The 18880-nt window shown below is 34.6% G+C and carries 16 protein-coding genes and 1 pseudogene; 15 read left to right on the top strand and 2 right to left on the bottom strand.

Features of this window, described 5'->3' with window-relative positions:
* Positions 1-33 precede the first annotated feature (33 nt).
* From FTRAC_RS19345 to FTRAC_RS12725, 5 genes and pseudogenes are all read left to right on the top strand, one after another.
* Entirely contained in the window at positions 34-1722 is a 1689-nt protein-coding gene (locus FTRAC_RS19345; RefSeq protein WP_013454663.1) for a sensor histidine kinase, read from the top strand.
* A 52-nt stretch (positions 1723-1774) separates the two neighbouring features.
* Positions 1775-3253 (top strand): glycine--tRNA ligase, encoded by a 1479-nt coding sequence (locus FTRAC_RS12710; RefSeq protein ID WP_013454664.1) that lies wholly within the window; start codon positions 1775-1777, stop codon positions 3251-3253.
* Between the two features lie 115 nt (positions 3254-3368).
* A pseudogene (locus FTRAC_RS12715) lies at positions 3369-3692 on the top strand (thioredoxin family protein); the annotation flags it as partial.
* Complete coding sequence (locus FTRAC_RS12720) at positions 3673-3930, top strand: DUF6952 family protein (protein WP_013454666.1); 258 nt, start codon at positions 3673-3675, stop codon at positions 3928-3930. The pseudogene FTRAC_RS12715 and the gene FTRAC_RS12720, both read left to right, overlap by 20 nt.
* Before the next feature lie 242 nt (positions 3931-4172).
* The gene (locus FTRAC_RS12725) at positions 4173-5039 is read left to right on the top strand and encodes a substrate-binding periplasmic protein (protein WP_013454667.1); all 867 of its coding nucleotides are present in this window, start codon (positions 4173-4175) and stop codon (positions 5037-5039) included.
* Positions 5040-5150: 111 nt separating this feature from the next.
* Here FTRAC_RS12725 and FTRAC_RS12730 read toward each other — a convergent pair whose 3' ends face one another.
* Complete coding sequence (locus tag FTRAC_RS12730; protein WP_013454668.1) at positions 5151-5459, bottom strand: hypothetical protein; 309 nt, start codon at positions 5457-5459, stop codon at positions 5151-5153.
* 609 nt (positions 5460-6068) lie between these two features.
* Between FTRAC_RS12730 and FTRAC_RS12735 the strand changes: the two genes are divergently transcribed.
* From FTRAC_RS12735 to FTRAC_RS12745, 3 genes are all read left to right on the top strand, one after another.
* Entirely contained in the window at positions 6069-7382 is a 1314-nt protein-coding gene (locus FTRAC_RS12735; RefSeq protein WP_013454669.1) for an NAD(P)/FAD-dependent oxidoreductase, read from the top strand.
* Positions 7383-7481: 99 nt separating this feature from the next.
* On the top strand, positions 7482-8516 hold the full coding sequence (locus tag FTRAC_RS12740) for a sensor histidine kinase (RefSeq protein ID WP_013454670.1): 1035 nt from the start codon (positions 7482-7484) through the stop codon (positions 8514-8516).
* Positions 8517-8534: 18 nt separating this feature from the next.
* The gene (locus tag FTRAC_RS12745; protein WP_013454671.1) at positions 8535-9254 is read left to right on the top strand and encodes a LytR/AlgR family response regulator transcription factor; all 720 of its coding nucleotides are present in this window, start codon (positions 8535-8537) and stop codon (positions 9252-9254) included.
* 151 nt (positions 9255-9405) lie between these two features.
* On the opposite strand, the gene hemW is transcribed toward FTRAC_RS12745, so the two are convergent.
* Positions 9406-10536, bottom strand: coding sequence for a radical SAM family heme chaperone HemW (gene hemW / locus FTRAC_RS12750; protein ID WP_013454672.1), 1131 nt, complete (start codon positions 10534-10536; stop codon positions 9406-9408).
* Here hemW and FTRAC_RS12755 point away from each other — a divergent pair.
* The 7 genes from FTRAC_RS12755 to porM all read left to right on the top strand — a co-directional run bounded on the left by FTRAC_RS12755 (position 10520) and on the right by porM (position 18864).
* A complete protein-coding gene (locus tag FTRAC_RS12755) occupies positions 10520-12178 on the top strand; it encodes a BamA/TamA family outer membrane protein (protein WP_013454673.1) in 1659 nt (552 codons plus the stop codon). The two genes, hemW and FTRAC_RS12755, sit on opposite strands and share 17 nt — an antisense overlap.
* Positions 12179-12207: 29 nt before the next feature.
* Positions 12208-13296: a DUF4271 domain-containing protein gene (locus FTRAC_RS12760; RefSeq protein ID WP_013454674.1), complete on the top strand. Its 1089-nt coding sequence runs from the start codon at positions 12208-12210 to the stop codon at positions 13294-13296.
* 25 nt (positions 13297-13321) lie between these two features.
* Entirely contained in the window at positions 13322-14101 is a 780-nt protein-coding gene (locus FTRAC_RS12765; protein WP_013454675.1) for a uroporphyrinogen-III synthase, read from the top strand.
* 113 nt (positions 14102-14214) lie between these two features.
* A complete protein-coding gene (locus FTRAC_RS12770) occupies positions 14215-15171 on the top strand; it encodes a PorP/SprF family type IX secretion system membrane protein (RefSeq protein ID WP_013454676.1) in 957 nt (318 codons plus the stop codon).
* Positions 15172-15341: 170 nt separating this feature from the next.
* A complete protein-coding gene (gene porK, locus FTRAC_RS12775) occupies positions 15342-16379 on the top strand; it encodes a T9SS ring complex lipoprotein PorK/GldK (protein ID WP_013454677.1) in 1038 nt (345 codons plus the stop codon).
* 58 nt (positions 16380-16437) lie between these two features.
* Positions 16438-17250 carry a type IX secretion system motor protein PorL/GldL gene (porL, locus tag FTRAC_RS12780; protein WP_013454678.1) on the top strand — a complete coding sequence of 271 codons (813 nt, stop codon included), beginning with the start codon at positions 16438-16440 and terminating at the stop codon, positions 17248-17250.
* 30 nt (positions 17251-17280) lie between these two features.
* Positions 17281-18864, top strand: a complete 1584-nt coding sequence (porM, locus tag FTRAC_RS12785) for a type IX secretion system motor protein PorM/GldM (RefSeq protein WP_013454679.1) — start codon at positions 17281-17283, stop codon at positions 18862-18864.
* Positions 18865-18880 lie beyond the last annotated feature (16 nt).

Here is an 18880-nt window from a genome sequence, read left to right on the forward strand (position 1 = left end):
TTCGAAAAATAAGTATATTTACTGATTAACAGTATGAAAAAATATTCATTTCGAAATATTATACTGGGTCGAGGGACTCACATAAAATCTGAAGGAGATTACCGCAAGGCTTTATTGGTTGGCGTTTGTTGCTTAATTCTATCCTTTATTAGCACCGTCAATGGATTATTGAATGTGTTTTTATGGGATATTTCCTTAACACCATCATTTATGGTGGGGATTTTTGGTGGAATTTTTGGATTCTTGCTAAATCGTTTTGGAAAATATGAATTAGCCAAGCATAGCTTATTACTCATCGCGATATTTTTTGTGTTTATTTTCATGTCCAACGAAGGGAAATATTACGGCTCTCAACTTTACCTTTTCCCTATTTTAGTGGCTTCTATTACCTTGTTTGGATATAAAAACGTAAAAGTTTGGCTTTTTTATGGGATGATTGCTTTTGCTTGTTTTGTGATAAGTGAGTTAACAGCCTACAAGATTGTAACAGTTGATACTATCAATGAAGCTAAAGAGGACAAAATTTACTTCCTTAATTATTTTTTCACTTTCGTGGGGCTAATTGTGGTAATTTACTTCCAGGTGAAACTGCAGTATAAATCTGAACAGAAGATTTTGGAGCAAGACCGTAAATTAAAGGAAAGTGAAGAAAGATTTCGCTTAGCGGTAGAAGGCACCAATGCCGGTATTTGGGATTGGGAAAACATTAATAAAGATCAGCAATGGTGGTCTCCAAAGTTGTATGAGCTATTGGGTTATAACCCAAAAGATTTTTCTCCCGGTCAAAATGCTTTTAAAAATCTTTTGGCAGAGAAATCTGATTATCCTCGATTGGTAGGCGATTTTAAACGTCATCTTCAGAACAAAGAGCCTTTTTCAGTTGAATATAAATTAAAATGTAAAGATGGGAGCTATCGGTGGTTTCAAGGATCGGGGCAAGCCAAATGGTCTAGTGACGAAAAGCCAATAAGAATGGTGGGCTCTTTGGTTGATATCACAGAAAAGAAAGTAAGGGAAGAAGAAATTAAAGAAAAAAATCAGCTGCTGGAGCAAACCAATGCTGAGTTGGATAGATTTGTTTACAGCGTATCTCACGATCTACGTGCACCATTAAATTCCATACAAGGCTTAATCAATATAGGCGATACCACTGATGATACTCAGGAGCTGAAGCAACTGCTTGGCATGATGAAGAATAGAGTAAAAAAGCTTTATACATTTATCGATGAAATCATCAGTTTTGCTCGTAATACTAGAACGGAAGTCATTAAGCAATCGGTAAATATTCGTGAATTGGTGTCCGAAATTTTTGAGAATACGCAGTATCGGGAACTCTCTGCTGATATTGATTTTAGAATGAGAATTGAAGAAGACACTATATTAAAAACTGATAAGGGTAGATTAGGTGTAATTCTTAATAATTTGGTCGATAATGCCATTAAATATCATCGTCATGCTCATTCGGGAAAGTATGTTGCCGTCCAAACCGAAGATTTAGGGAAAGAGGTTTTGGTAAAAGTTGTCGATAATGGTCAAGGGATTCCCAGTGAAGCTCAACCGAAAATTTTTGACATGTTTTTTAGAGCTTCAGAAAATTCTAAAGGATCCGGATTAGGTTTGTATATCGTAAAAGATATGGTAGAACGATTGGGTGGAAGCATAAATCTCGAATCTGAGAGAGGCGAAGGAACTACTTTTAGTATAAAATTGCCGAAATCCTAAAATTTCAAACAATCCTTTCTTATCCATAATTGAATTAAATTATCTTTGCGGCATGGCAAAGAAAGAACAAACCCCCGAAAACACACTTTTTAGAGATATAATTGCTCACGCAAAAGAATATGGTTTTGTATATCCTTCAAGCGAAATTTATGAAGGCCTGCAAGCTGTGTACGATTACGGGCCATATGGAGCAGAATTAAAGAAAAATATCAAAGAGCTTTGGTGGAATACTATGACTCGATTCAATGATGATATTGTTGGCTTAGATTCTGCTATTTTTATGCATCCTGATACATGGAAGGCATCGGGTCACATAGAGAGTTTCAATGACCCCATGATCGACAATAAAGATTCCAAAAAAAGATACAGAGCGGATGTTTTATTGGAAGAAAAAGCAGCCGAATACGAAAATTCTGGAGATCAAGAAAAGGCAGATACCCTATTGAAAAAAACAGGACAATTGCTTGAAGCGGAAGACTTGGAAGCTGTTAGAGCTCTAATTATTGCTGAAGATATCAAATGTCCTATTTCGGGAACAGCCAACTGGACAGAAGTGCGTCAGTTTAATTTAATGTTCTCAACACAAATGGGAAGTGTATCTGATGGTTCAGGGAAAATTTATTTAAGACCTGAAACTGCCCAGGGTATTTTTGTTAATTTCTTAAATGTTCAAAAAACAGCCAGAATGAAAGTCCCTTTTGGAATTGCCCAAATTGGAAAAGCTTTCAGAAATGAAATAGTTGCGCGTCAGTTTATTTTCAGAATGCGTGAGTTTGAGCAAATGGAAATGCAATTTTTCGTACGCCCTGGTGAAGAAATGGAGTGGTATGAGAAATGGAGAGATATGCGCTTAAAATGGCATAAAGCCATAGGCATTGCAAGTGAGGATTTGCGTTTGCATGAGCATGAAAAGCTCGCCCATTATGCAAATGCTGCAGTTGATGTAGAATATAAGTTTCCATTTGGTTTTAAGGAGGTTGAGGGAATTCACAGCCGTACGGATTTTGATTTAAAGAGCCACCAAGAGGTTTCGAAAAAGAAATTACAATATTTCGACCCGGAAATTGGCAAAAATTACATTCCTTATGTCGTGGAAACTTCAGTGGGTTGCGATCGACTGTTTTTAATGTTGTTCTGTAGTGCGTTTAAAAATGAAGAAGTAGGAGAAGGAGATAAAATAAAAACAAGAACCTATTTGAAGCTCCATCCTGCTTTGGCTCCTGTGAAAGCTGCAATTTTGCCCTTAACCAAAAAAGATGGCTTGCCAGAGAAAGGACAGGAGATATACAAATCCTTGAAAGGTGCTTTCAATGTAGTTTATGAAGAAGCAGCATCTATCGGGAAGCGCTATACTCGTCAGGATTTGATCGGAACACCATTTTGTATAGCTGTAGATCATCAGACATTAGAGGATGAGACCGTTACGATTCGACATAGAGATAGTACCGAGCAAGAGAGAATGCCAGTAAGTGAATTAGAATCATATATAATGAAGTCAACTTCTTTTAATAGAATATATGAGCAGTTATAATCTGCTTCTAAAGAGATAGATTTTGTCTATAATCATATGCAAACAATCAATTTAATTAATCGTAACCTATTCGTAATTTTGTGGTTCATTTAAGTAGAAATTAAAAAGAACTTTAAAGAATTTGAAAATGATAGAATTAGCAGAAGATAATTTACAAGAGATAGTTAATGATAATGAGTTGGTAATGGTGCAGTACGGAGCTACTTGGTGTGGCAATTGTAAGATTACCAAACCTAAATTTAAAAGGTTGGCAGGAGAAAATGAAAACATAAAATTTGTGTACGTGGATGCCGAAAAACAACCGAACTCAAGGTCATTAGCTGAGGTGAAAAACTTGCCTACATTTGCCGGGTTTAAAAACGGTAAATTAGTAAATTCTATTTCAGGAAATAAACCAAGTATTATAACAGATTTATTAGATGAGGTTACCAATAATTAAGCACGTAGTAGAGTTTATTGAAAAAAACGATGAAGATTATGTGGTAGAAAGCATGGATCTACTCGAAGATTTGATTGAAGCAAAAGGCATAAAAGATGAGGAGCTGGAAGTAATAGGAGAACTGCTTTCCAATTTATCGGGAGCCTTAGAAGTTCACAAGGATGTGAAGTCCGGCACACCAAAAAAGGAAGCCTTGAATGGTTTTATGCAAAGAGTGATGGGCTCTATTGACAGTTAAACTATTAGAGCGGTAAGCATGAAAAGCGCAGTTTCACTGGAAACTGCGCTTTTTTTATGGTTATAGGAAATATTATTATATTAACTTAGAAAAATTATATGTTAAGCCTTTCCAAAGTAATATTTAACCATTCACTCTTTTATTAATTTTATTTTATCGATAAAAGTATTTGATTTACAGAAAATTACTTTCTAATTATAATCGATTTAAGTACTTTTCAAATTGGACACTAAATTATTACTATGAAACAGTTACTACTCAGGTCAGTATTTATCATCTCTCTACTTTGCTTAGGGTTCGAATCTCAGGCACAGTTTTCAGGCGATACATTTGCAAAGGCAAAGGAAAGCAAAACGGCTAATTTAACATATGTTTATTCTGAAGCTCCAGGCTTTGCTGCTAACATTGGTGGGGAAGTTACAGGGGTTTGCGTGGACATTATGAGCGATTTTGAATTTTTCCTTTTGGATAAATATGGGATCACCGTCAATTCGACTATTGAAAAGCAACATGCTAATAACTTTACAGATTATTTAGGGGCAGTTAAAAAATCATCAAATGGAGTATTTGGTTTAAGTAATACTACAATTACGGCAAAAAGAAAAAGTGAATATAATTTCAGCCCTCCTTACATTACTAATATAGCTATGCTGTTGACTAATAAAGAGGTTCCTACGCTAAGTGATATTACCAATATTTCAGATGTATTTGCAGGTAAAACAGCTATTACGATAAAAGGAACTACCAATGAAGAGCAGATAATGAAGATTAAAAATAAGCACTTCCCTGATTTAAAAATTGAATATGTTAATTACTTTGATGAAGGTATGGTAATGATTGGTAGGGATGAAAACTATTTTATAAATGTAGATTTCACTTATTATTTAGACGCTCTACAATCTAATAAACCAATTAAGAGACATCCGGCAGGAGATCAAACTGCCGAAGAGTTTGGGATTTTGATGCCAAAAAATAGTGATTGGGTGAAGCCATTTAACGAATTCTTAACCGAATCGTACAGAAATAGCCCTAGCTACAGGAAAATCATTGCAAAGCATTTAGGGCCAAATGCCTTGAGATTATTAGACTCAGTTGCAAGTGGTAATTAATTACTAAGAAAAGGTTTTATAAAGTAAAAAGCCTCCTGCTTTTCAGCGTGGAGGCTTTTACTTACCAAAACATCAACCATTCACTATGAATTAAACTATACCTAATAAAGCTTAAATATTAGGGTTTAGTTCCGTCATTTTAATAAATATTTTCTGTGAGTTGGTTTCCATAATAAAATCGGCATTTCTCATGGCTATAGGATCAATATTTTCTTTTTGAAAGCTATGTAAAAGTTTTCCTTCAATGCTGTATACCAACACATCTGGCTCTTCCTCTAACGAATCTATGAAATAGAAAGGCTTTTCCATTTCAGCCTTTACTTCCTTGATTAATTTTTCATCAATTGATACTTTCTCTTCATTAGCATATAGATTTCCAAATGTAAGAATGAATGCTAAAATTACTATTGCCCTTTTCATAATATTTTGTTTTAGGTTCTTATGTAGGGAGGACGCAGAATATTATAGGAAAGTTGCTTCCCATTATTAAAAAATAATTTGGCAAATGTACTTTACATGTAATATATATCCGTAAAAGGAAATATTTGTAGATATATAGGATATTCTGATTTTTCCATTGATATCATAATATTATTTTAAATTTAGTTGAATTATATTCTTTAGTCGGCCATAACTTACTTTCTTATTTCATTTAATTCTACTGAGAATTTATTTTGTCTTGATTTAAAGCTATTTGTTGTAAACCACAGGAAATCAGTCATTTGTAAAAGATCGTTGATTTGGTAAATTTTAGTAAAAATTTTATCAAATTGGACTCAATAAAGTTAGAATGAAATTAATCTTCGTTTAAGTAAGCTAAACGAAGGTTTGGTTTATTTTTATTATTTCGTTTTTGAATTCTTTCAAGAGGTTTAAAAGGTAATGATTTAATATAAAAACACCCTAAAAATTTATTCACTTATGTAAGAATAAATGAGTGTTAATACTATATAATTACCTACTTAATCCATAAAACCTAATAATTTTAAAGGAGTTAATAAAGTGTCTACTTTTTAAGAATAATCATTTATGGATAAGCCAAATTCGTTTAAAATACCTAATACAAAACAAAAGAGAATAGTGATTATTGGCGGAGGGTTCGCAGGAATCACGATGGCCAAAAAGTTTGCAGGTCAGGATGTGCAAGTAGTATTATTGGACAGACACAATTACCATACTTTTCAGCCATTGCTCTACCAAGTTGCAACTGCAGGCTTAGAACCCGATTCAATAGCTGGACCATTGCGAAAGCTGCTTGAAAATCACAAAAATATATTTTTTAGAATGGCTACTGTTTCTAGAATTGATAAGGAGGACAGTAAGGTGATGAGTAATGTAGGTGAATTGTCCTTTGATTATCTGATTATCGCAGCAGGTTCAAAAACAAACTTCTTTGGTCAAAATGAGAAATTTGAAAAGGCATTTCCGCTTAAACAAATCCCGCAAGCATTGGATTTTAGAAGTCATATCTTACAAAATTTTGAGGAGGCGGTATTGAGCTCTGATGAAGAAAAGATAGAACGTCTGATGAATATCGTGATTGTGGGAGGTGGACCAACCGGGGTTGAGTTAGCGGGAGCTTTAGGAGAGCTTAAAAAGCATGTGTTACCAAATGATTATCCTGATTTAGATTTTAATAGGCTAAACATTTATTTGGTTGAGGGAATGGACAGACTTTTAGGAGGGATGTCTGAGTTTGCTGATAAAAAAGCACAAAAATACCTTAAGAAATTTGAAGTAAATGTAAAGCTCAACACCATGGTGGATAGCTATGATGGAGAGAAAGTAGTCTTTAATAATAATGAAACTATTCCTGCTGCTACTCTTCTTTGGGGAGCGGGCGTTATGGGCAATGTAATTGAAGGACTTTCTGAGCAAAGTGTAAAAAACAGCAGGTATAAAGTGGATCGTTATAATTTGGTGGAGGGCACCGATAATATTTATGCTGTTGGAGATATCGCTTTAATGGAAACAGAAGATTTCCCTAAAGGGCATCCTATGCTTGCTCCAGTTGCAATGCAACAAGGAGAAAGACTGTCAAAAAATATTCTAGCCTCTTTAAAAGGAAAAGAACAAAAGCCATTTAAGTATTTAGATAAGGGAAGTATGGCAACTGTAGGACGTAACAAGGCAGTGGTTGACCTACCTAAGAACCTTCATTTTGGAGGCTTTTTTGCCTGGTTCATATGGATGTTTGTTCATTTGATTTCTATAGTTGGCTTTAGAAATAAGATTGTGATTCTCAGCAATTGGATATGGAACTATTTCACTTATGACAGAGGAACGCGTTTAATAATCCGCCCGTTCGTCCCTAAAATAAAAAGCCAGAAAGATAAAACTTAATACTTTATGATTTGATAGACGGTTTCTTAAATCTATAAAAAGAAGCTTATTTTGTACTAAGTAAAAAATGAATTATCCATTTTTTGAGCTTATAATATAATGAATAAAAAGTTACTGTATTGGACACTTCAAATTGTTGGTTGGTCTGCCTATGGCTTACTCAATATTTTTTTAGCATACTTTGGAGAAAATCTTTCTACTCAGCAAATAATTGTCCAGCTCATTCTTGTCCCTTTTTATATTTGCCTCACCCATATTTATAGAAACTTTATTATTAGAAACGGTTGGCTGAAAATAATTATTCAAAAACTCGTAGTTAGAGTAATCATTGCATGCTTTATTCTCAGCATTATTAATTACGGGTTTTTATTTGGGCTGTCATCATTACTAGGTTTTCTAGACCCTGCTTTTGATCTTAACCCTAGGGTGATTTTTCTAAATATTCTAGCCTATTTGATCTTGTTCTTTCTTTGGTCATTAGTTTACTTCATGTATCACTATGTTGAGAATTATAATCGCTCGCTCAAATTTGATGCAGCGATGAATGAGATTGAATTGAATAACTTGAAATCACAGCTCAATCCACATTTTATATTTAATGCTTTAAATAGCGTAAGGGCATTGGTGGATGAAGATCCTGCAAAGGCAAAGAATTCTATCACACAATTATCCAACATACTTAGGAACTCTTTAATTTTGGATAAGAAAAGATTGATTAACTTCAATGATGAATTGAATACAGTTATTGACTTTTTGGCATTAGAAAAAATAAGGTATGAGGAGAGGTTAACCACGGAATTTGTAATCCACCCTGAATCTTATAAATATCAAGTTCCTCCTTTAATGATTCAAACTTTGGTAGAAAACGGCATCAAACACGGTATTTCGAATCTAACGTCTGGAGGAAAGCTTTCTATAGAAACGCAGCTGGATGATAAAAAATGTTTGAAGATCTCCATTAGAAATTCAGGCAATTTTAAATTGGATAAAAGAAGAAAGCATAAAGGTTTTGGAATTGAGAATACAAAACAGCGATTAAAGTTAATCTTTGAAAAAGAGGCTTCGTTTAGTATAAAAAATGAACAAGAAGGTGTAGTTTTAACCACTGTTAAAATTCCTCAGATCAGTTATTGAAAATTTTAATTTAAGAATATGAAGGTATTAATTATTGATGATGAAAGGTTGGCTCGGAAGGAATTGAGCAATTTGTTAGCAGAATATAAGGATATTGAAATATTAGGTGAAGCAGCCAATGCAGACGAAGCAGAAGAAATGATTGACAAGCTGAGTCCAGATCTTATATTTTTAGATATTCAAATGCCAGGAAGAACGGGTTTTGAGCTATTGGAAACTTTAGAAAAGACTCCAAAGGTTATATTTACTACTGCCTATGATGAATATGCCTTAAAAGCTTTTGAATTCAATGCGTTGGATTATCTCTTAAAACCAATAGAACCCAAAAGATTAACAGAGTCCATCAATAAAATCAGGCAAGAGGTAGCGACTAAAAATGAACAAAACAAAAACAGCAGTCAGCTTACGGTTAATGATCAGGTATTTGTTAAGGATGGCGATAATTGCTGGTTCGTAAAATTGAAGGATGTCCGCTTATTTGAATCAGACGGCAATTATATCAAAGTATATTTTGATAAAAACAAGCCCATGATTCATAAGTCATTAAATGCTTTGGATGAAAAATTAGACAATAAGCATTTTTTCAGAGTGAGCCGAAAGCATATTATCAACTTGGAGTGGATAGATGAAATTGAAACTTGGTTTAATGGCGGCTTAATGGTTAAATTAAAAGGCGGTGATAAGGTAGAAGTAAGCCGTAGACAAGCCACTAAATTTAAAGATTTGATGAGTCTTTAAAGCACGATGTTACCATGGTCGGTGGCTCACCGACCATCTGCTTATGATACTCGCCTTTTCTGCTTCCGGTCGGTGAGCCACCGACCGGGGGATAGCTTTGCGGCTTGAGTAAAAATATTTGAGTAACTATTTTTTATTTTCCCTGCAAGAATCAATCCACCAAAAACAAATCAGAAGCCAACTTATCAGCTAATAGCCTTCCTTTTAAAGTAAGCTTCAAATAATCATCTTCTAAAATGCAAAGCCCGGAGCTTTTCCATTGCTCAATTTGAGGTTTTGCATTTTTTAGTAAATCATATTGAAGCTCATTTATTAAAAATGAAAGGTTGCAACCAATGGAAGTTCTCAAAGAAGTCATCAAATACTCATTGATACGGTCTTCAGCGGTAAGCAAATCTAATTCCGCAGGGATTTCATTCGTTTGAATAGCGCTTAAATATTTGGCGTTATTAGAAATGTTGAATTGTCTGTTTTTCCCATCATAAGAATGAGCGGCAGGTCCAATTCCTAAATAAGGCTTTTGCTGCCAATAACTACTATTGTGTTTAGAGTGAAAACCTGCTTTTCCAAAATTGGAGACTTCATAATGCTCATAATTAGCCTTTCTTAAATATTCAGCTAAATGGTAGAATTGCTCAGAGGCATAATCTTCAGATGCTTCGTTAAGCTTTCCTTTTTGTTTCCATCTTCCAAAAACAGTATCCGGCTCAATGGTCAAACAGTAAGATGATATGTGAGGAGGTTGAAAATCAACCAATGTTCTTAAATCCTTTTCCCAAGTCTCATGGCTAGAAATAGGAATCCCATAAATTAAATCCAAACTGAAATTATTGAATTCACTTTCATTAATCCACTCCAAACACTGAAAGGCTTGTTTGCTATTGTGCGCCCTGTTCATCCACTTTAAAACGTCTTCGTCAAAAGATTGAATGCCCACGCTTAACCGATTAATACCATTTTGGAACAGCTCATCTAATTTCGATGACGTGATATCGTCAGGATTAGCTTCAAAAGTAATTTCAGCTTCTGAAGAAATTCTATGATGCTTATTAAGTTTAGTAAAGATGGACTTTAAATGGCCTTCATTCAAAACAGAGGGTGTTCCTCCACCAAAATAGATGGATTCAACTAGCTCGCCTTTCAGATAATCTTGCTGAAGTTCAATTTCTTTGCAGATTGCTTCCACCATTTCGTTTTTAATCGCCATATTGGTGGAAAAATGAAAATCACAGTAGAAGCATGCCTGCTTACAAAAGGGAATATGTATGTATATACCTGCCAAAACTAATGCAAATCTAATTCGAATTTTACAGAAGTACCTGCTATTGTCTCTTCTATATTTTACAGGCTTGTCAATTTCTTTAGCGCAAAATCCAGTTGATAGCCTCTCTCAACAGAAAAAACTAATTCAAGATTCCTTAATTAGAGCCGGATATTGGGAAGCTAAGGTAGAAATTGATTCTGAGCGAAATCTCCAAGTACAAAAAGGGAAAGCTTTTTACTGGAAAATAATTAAAGTCTTTGAAGACAAGTTGCCTACTGAGATTCCCCTTGTCCAAAATTTGGAAGGCAAGATTGCGAATCAATTTCTTTTAAATAGAAAGCTAAACGAATTTATAAAGTCAAATTACCATGAAAATGGCTATCCTTTGGCAAAAGCCAATTTGTCAATAGTTGATTTAGATAAAAATGAGGTTGTAGCCTCAATTGATATAGAATCACAAAACTTTATCCTCTATGACTCATTAGATATGGAAGGAGACAGCCAGTCAATAAACATAGGCTATTTAAGCAATCTTTTAGAATTGAATTACAATGAACCTTTTAATATAAAGTCATATTCTAGTATTGCTGATAAAATTACCGAATTAGATTTTCTTAGTCTTTCGTCTCAACCGGGATTGGCATTTGAAAATAATAAGGCAATCATTCGTTTAACTATTAAGGAAGAGAGTAGTAATCAGTTTGATGCTATAATCGGCCTGGTGCCCGATGGTTCCCGTACAAATTTAACAGGGCAAGTGGATGCTCGATTGCGGAATCTATTTAAAAGAGGAGTTGGCATGGATGTGTTTTGGCAAAAGTACTCTGCAAGTTCCCAATTTCTTAATATTAACCTGCAGCAATCTTATGCTTTTAGAAGTCCAATGGGTCTTAATTCTGGCTTTGAGCTTTTGCAAGAAGACAGTACCTTTTTACAAACAGATTTACAATTTGGGAGTCATTACCCTTTGTGGCGCTCTTTACAAATAGGATTGTCCTATCAAAGGTTGACTAATAATGTATTAAGAGAATTTTCACAGCAAGAAATTGCAACTTTGAATCCGTTGAGAAGTTCAACAGTCAATGCAGTTTTGGTAGATTTAAAGTGGAAGAGGATTTTAACTTATCCTCAATTGAAAGATTATGCGTTTGCACAACTTAATTTTAGTTTAGGACAGAAGGAAATCACAAATTTTTCAACTTTGCCCATGTCATGGCAGAATGTCCCAGAAAGTAGTAATACTTTCAGCGGAGGATTTAAAGTCCATTTGCAAAAAGTACTATGGAAGAGGTTTTTAATCCAGGCGGTTCCGCAATATATGGCAGTTCAAAATCCAGCACTAGCTCAGAATGACTTATTGAGATTAGGAGGGCTTCAAAATTTGAGAGGTTTCGATAGAAACTTTTTTTATACTCGATATTACGGCTTATTAAATTTGAATTATAGATATTTTTTAGATCAAAAGTCGAGCTTTTTCCTTTTAACTGATGTTGCAAAATTACAATCCAATATTGGGTGGGTTTATGCAATGGGAGCTGGTTTAGATATTAAAAGTAAGAATGGTTGGTTTAGAATAATATATGCCTTGGGAGAGGAAGCAGGAAATATGCCTGATTTTTCACAGGGGAAGGTGCATTTTGGTTATATTGCAGTTTTTTAGACCACAACAAAATAATACAATAATTATTAATGTATAGGCTAGTATTCTTCTTTTTGCTATTTTGTTTCCTTTCTTGCAGCCAACAAAACCCTGAGAAGGATGGAGTTAAGGCAACTTCTGAGAAGGAATTGCGAGTTTGGCACCAAACGGATACTATTTACAATTCTGTAAAATGGGCTTCCGATAGTTTAAGGCAAATTAAGCTAAAGGTGGGTTATTCTCATGAATTGCGGCTTGAGGCGAAGTCAGATGCCCCTGTTTATTTATTTCAAGAAAACAGTTTATTAGCTAAATCATCCGATGGCTTATTAAAATACTCTTTCAAAACAGGAGTTAATAATGAAGACATATTTTTAACATTAGATAGAAGTCTTAGAAAATTAAGCTACGGCCTTTACTCTATTAAGTATGAAAATAAAAGCACAGCTTATTCAAGCTTGCAGATTGAGGGAAGGGAGAAACAATGGATTTCAAATAATATATTAATGATCCTTCTAATTGGGGCATCCATATTTTTGGTCGTTATCAAATTTAACTATGCAAAGCGAACAGGAGATATATTTTCTTTCAATAAAATTTTCACAACGAGGCTGAATGAGGGGGAGCAATCCAGAGTTCGAATAATGGATCAAGATAATATAGTGTTTGCAGGGTTCTATACATTTCTAACAGCTGGGCTAATTTACTTTTTAAGTTTAGGAAAGAATGTTGGCTTTTTGGGGATAGAAGCCAATGGAATAATGGAATATTTGAAAATATTAGCAATAGTAGCTGTAGGATTAGCTGCAAAAGTAATATTGATTGCAATTGCTTCTAATTTATTTGGCAATAGCAAAATACCAGCCTTTTATGTTAAGGAAATGCTTAATATCAATCTTTTTTTTATCGCAATATTATTTTTTAGTTCAATTTTTATATATCTATTTATGGGTGAAATTCCTACCTCTTGGTTAACTATAGCATTATATGGTGTGCTAAGTTTTTATATAATCAGACTATTATTGCTATATTTTAAAATATTAAAATTAAGCAGTTTCAGTAATCTCTATTTATTTTCTTACTTTTGCACCACAGAAATATTCCCATTTTTAATTGGACTAAAATATTTCATGAGATAAAACTTTTCAAAGTAGACCTATTAACATGTCAACATCTGTAAAAGACCGATTTTATCCGGTAAAAAGTATAATGGTTTCGCAACCTGAACCGGCTGATATTTCTAATTCTCCGTACCATAAATTGGCGGATAAGTACAAAATTAAAATTGATTTCAGGCAATTTATCAATGTAGATCCTATAGACTCGAAAGAGTTTAGGAAGCAAAAGATTGATATACTGAAACATACTGCTATTATATTTACCAGTAGAAACGCAGTAGATCATTTTTTCAGGATATGCAAGGACAGCAAGATCGAGATGCCACCTGAAATGAAATATTTTTGTATTTCAGAACAAACTGCGAATTATCTTCAAAAATATATTGTAGTTAGGAAGCGAAAAGTTTTCGTGGGTGAAAGAACCGCACAAGATATTTTAAACGTAATTAAAAAGCACAAGAACGAAAAGTACTTGTTTCCGTGTTCCAACATCAGGAAAGATGATATTCCCTCTTTTATGACAAAGAATGGATACAATTTCACTGAAGCTACTATTTACAAAACTGTAGCTGCTGATTTATCTGATTTAGAACATATTACTTATGATATATTGGCGTTCTTTAGTCCTTCAGGAATCAATTCATTATTTGTGAATTTCCCTGAATTCAAACAGAACAAAACAAGAATTGCTGTTTTTGGTCCTACAACTGCTAAAGCAGCAAGAGATGCAGGTTTAATTATTGATATTGAAGCACCATTACCAAATGCCCCATCTATGACTGGCGCATTGGAACTTTATATTAAAAAAGCTAATGGTCTTAAATAATTGAATAATAGGTGTTTAGACACCTATTATTCTATAATAACTTTAAATTTATTACATAATAGCTTGAACAAAAGTTATTTTTATTATATTTATCCTTCTAAAGTGTTGAGGATATGAAAAAATTAGTACAAATAGTATGTGTTTTTCTTTTAATAATTAGCTTTCAAAAGCTGAATGGGCAGGACGTGCAGTTTTCACATTATATGTTCAATAACCTTTTTAACAACCCAGCTTATTCTGGTGTTGAAGGGTATACAAAATTAACTGCAATGCACAGAACCCAATGGGCTGGATATGCTCCAACCAATGGTCCAGTTGGCGGGATAAATTCTCAGTTGGTTTCGTTAACTTCTCCTGTAATGAGGTATAATAGTGGTTTTGGTTTTTATGTTTTGAATGAAAACATCGTAAACCAACTTAACTATATACAAGTACAAGCCTCTGGTGCTTATCACTTAGGTATTAAAGAGTCAAAAATAAGCATAGGGTTTAGAGGAGGAATTATAACTCAAAATACTAATAAGGATGCTTACGTATACATCGATCCAGATCCGGAAATCGAAAATATTCAAGCCACGCAAGTAAGACCCGATTTTTCACTAGGAGTTAATTTTCAGCATAAAGATTTCTACGTAGGTGCGGCTTTTAATCATTTGATTGAAGCGGAATTTGGATTTGGAGCAGACAGAAATCGAAACCCATACCCTAAAGATCTTTTATTAACTGCGGGTTACACATTTCCTATAAATTACGATGTTAATTTAACGCCAAGCTTTTTAGTAAGAACTACGGAGTTTAGTTCTTACACTTTTGATGTTTCGGCAGTTGCTACTTATAAAGAAAAAATTTGGGGCGGGCTTTCATTTAGGCAGCAAGAGGCTGCTATTTTGATGTTGGGCTATAGTTTTCTTAAGGAAAATACTTTAAAATTTGGATATGCGTTTGATTATATCCTTGTAGAACAAAGTGCAAAAAGTGCAACATCACATGAAATTATGGTGAGTTACAGGTTGCCAGCAATATCTACATCGGGAAAAAAGGTAGTGCGAACGCCAAGATTTAGACATTAATCGTAAAATGTTTGTTTAATAGATCTTTTTTGTGAAAATTGTGAAGATATTTCTATAAATTATATAAAATACAATAAAACCTTACAAATTAAGGTTAAATTTAGTAGGTGTAAAAAATATATTAGACAATTAATAATATATTAGCGTTTAGTTAGAAACAAATAGGTGTTATGAATAATAAAGGTGTTTTGAAAAAATTAACCCTATCAATTTTGTTTGTTGCTACTCTTTTCCTTGAAGGCTGTGGTCTTTTTGGAGGCGGAGCAGGAGACGGTGGCAATTTGGTAGGAGTTCCAGGTAGAGAAGGTTGGTATATGGCCACTCCTTATGGTATGCGATCAGTTCCTGCGGGAACCTTTCATATGGGTCAAGCTGATGAAGATGTTGCAGCTAGCCAAATTAATTTTAACAGACAGGTGACAATTGGTGGGTTTTATATGGATGAAACCGAAATCACTAATAATGAATATCGTCAATTTGTCCAGCGTATGATGGAAGACTCAGCATCAACTTTAGGTAGAGACTATATTATGAAGGAACTTTATCCTGATACTACAGTTTGGATGAAGGATTTTACAAACCATATGGGTGACCCAATGCAAGAGTATTATTATATGCATCCGGCTTTTGATGATTATCCGGTTGTTGGTGTTGATTGGGAAGCCGCAAAAGTATTTGCTCAGTGGAGGACTGATTACCTAAACTCTTATAGAGAGTCAATGGGTGAATTTCCTATGCCTGCATTTAGATTGCCTTCTGAAGCAGAATGGGAATATGCTGCAAGGGGAGGAAGAGACATGGCTAAGTATCCTTGGGGGAATCCATATATAAGAAATGCTAAAGGTTGTATGCTAGCAAATTTTAAACCCGGCCGAGGTAATTATTATGATGATGGTAATGCATATACTGCTGAAGTAATGTCGTATTTCCCCAATGATTTTGGTTTATTTGATATGTCAGGAAATGTTTCAGAATGGTGTGAAGATGCTTTTAATCCGGCATCAGTGCCTTTAGTATGGGATTTAAATCCTACGTTTTTTGATGAAAGCGAACCTCGTAAGGTAATTAGAGGAGGGTCTTGGAAAGATATAGCTTACTACTTGGAAACAGGTACGAGAGCATTTGAACATAAAGACTCAACGAGAGCATATATTGGTTTCAGATGTGCAATGACTTATCTAGGTCGTTCATCAGGAGCAGAATTTTAATTGACTTTTTAAAAAAATAAAACAATATTTAGGACATTAACCATTAAAAACTACAAACATGAGTAATAAAAAAGGCGGATTCCAGGAGTTACTATTTAAGACCATAATGCCCAAGGTTTATGGTATAGGTGCGGCTATCGTAATTATCGGAGCCATGTTTAAGATTCTACACCTTCCAGGTGCATCTTTTATGTTGGGTGTTGGTTTAAGTACGGAAGCCATTATTTTCTTATTAAGTGCATTTGAGCCTGCGCATGAAGAGGTTGATTGGAGTAAAGTTTATCCAGAATTGGCCGAAGAGTTTGATGATGAGCCTGCTCCAAGAAAAAAGCAAATTTCATCTGCTTCTGGAGGATCTACTTCACAGCAATTAGATAAAGTGCTTGAAGAAGGAAAAATAGGGCCAGACTTGATAAAAAGTTTAGGTGATGGTATGAAGAGTATGGCAGATTCAGCAAAGCAAATGTCAAATTTAAGTAATGCAGCTGTTGCTACTAATGACTATGCAAATAACGTTAAACAAGCAAGTAAGTCATTAATGGAAATGAATAAATCCTATGATACTACTGCAGAAGCTATGAAACAAATGGCATCAGCAACAACTGATTCAAAGGAATATCATTCTCAAGTACAAGCGGTAACTAAAAACTTGACGGCTTTAAATCAAGTTTATGAAATGGAATTGCAAGATTCTCAAAATCATGTGAAAGCAATGAATAAGTTCTACAAGAACTTATCAACTGCTCTAGACAGTATGACAGAGGCAAGTAAGGATACAGCACAATTCCAAACTGAAGTTAAAAACTTAACAACTAATCTTTCTCAGTTAAATAAAGTATATGGCAATATGCTATCTGCTATGAAAGGTTAATTCGTTTATAAAGCTTAAAAAATAGAATCTATGGCTGGAGGAAAAGAAACCCCAAGACAGAAGATGATCGGCATGATGTACCTGGTACTGACTGCCCTTTTGGCGCTTAACGTAAGTGTTACGGTACTCGACAAATTCATCGACATAAATAACTCTTTAGAAGTATCTGTTGATGCAGCTAAGGAGCAAAATGGCAATACTTTAAGGAGAATTGAAAATGCAGTGGAGGAATCAGGTAGTCGCCCTGATGATGTGAAGATTCTCGATAAAGCAAAGGAAATCCGCGAGAAAACCAGCGCTATGATTGCCGAATTGAAAACATATAAGGATACTTTCATTGAGATTACTGGAGGTTATAATGAGGAAGGTGAAATGGAAGGTAAAACCGATTACGATAAAGTAGGGAACTATATGATGCCGGAAAATCAAAATAACGGCATTAAACTTCAAAAATCATTGAACGAGTACGCAAAATATGTTGATGAAACAGTTGCGGATTCTGTTGTTAGTTTTGCCCCTCTAGCATTAGATGCCAATGAAAATCCAAGGTTTAAAGATGATCCTAACCAAAAAGGAAAAGACTGGGCTACTTTAGAATTTATGGGTGCGCCAACTCCTGCGGCATTGGCTACGATAAGTGATTACCAAAATAAGGTAATGGCATATGAATCAAGAGCATTGGATGTTTTGGCAAGAAGAGTGGGTGCTGGAGATTTGAAATTTGACTTGATTCAATTAGTGGCTTTGCCAGAATCTAAGGTGGTGGCCGCTGGAGCAAAATATAAAGCCGATTTAATTGTTGCAGCTTCTTCATCTGCTGAGGATCCTGAAATGACCTTAAACGGAAACCCAATTGAAGTTGAAAATGGTTCTGGAAAAATCGAATTTACTGCCACTCCAGGTGCATATGGAGAAGATGGAACGGTAAGAAAAACATTTGAAGCTACTGCTAAATTAAAAGATAGTGTTTACAGAGATGAAATTGAGTATTTTGTAGCAAAGCCTGTGATTCAGGTTCAGTCTGCTTCACTCAGTACTTTATATTTGAATTGCGGAAATAAACTAAATGTCGGAGTTCCAGCTTTAGGAACATCTTACAATCCAAGCTTTTCTGTTAGTGGAGGTACCTCAATTCAAGGAAAAGAGAGAGGTCTGGTAACTATTATACCGAGTGCGCCAAAAGTTACTTTGGGTGTGAGCTCCGATGGAAATAAAATTGGTAATGTTGAATTTGACGTTCAACGTATCCCAAAACCTGAAATCAAAGTTTTTAATGGTTCCAAACCTGTTAACTTAAGACAGGGAGAAAGTGCTGGTTCATTAAGAGTATTGAGAGCTCAAGCGATTGCAGATGAGAATTTTAAGGCTCAATTACCAGATGATGCAAGGTATAGAGTAAATAGATGGACTATTACTTTAGCAAGAGGACCAAGAGCAATTGGTCAGCCAATCAAATCAACTAGTGAAACAGCTAATTTGTCTCAATTAATGTCTAATGCAAGACCAGGAGATCGTTTGGTAGTTGAAATTGATCAGGTATTAAGAATGAACTTTAGAGGTAATACCGAGGAAGTGAATATAGGCGAGGAAGTGATTGCTATTACTCTAAATTAGTGATATTTTAAATTTG

The sequence above is a fragment of the Marivirga tractuosa DSM 4126 genome (genome assembly GCF_000183425.1).
GTDB classification, from domain to species: domain Bacteria; phylum Bacteroidota; class Bacteroidia; order Cytophagales; family Cyclobacteriaceae; genus Marivirga; species Marivirga tractuosa.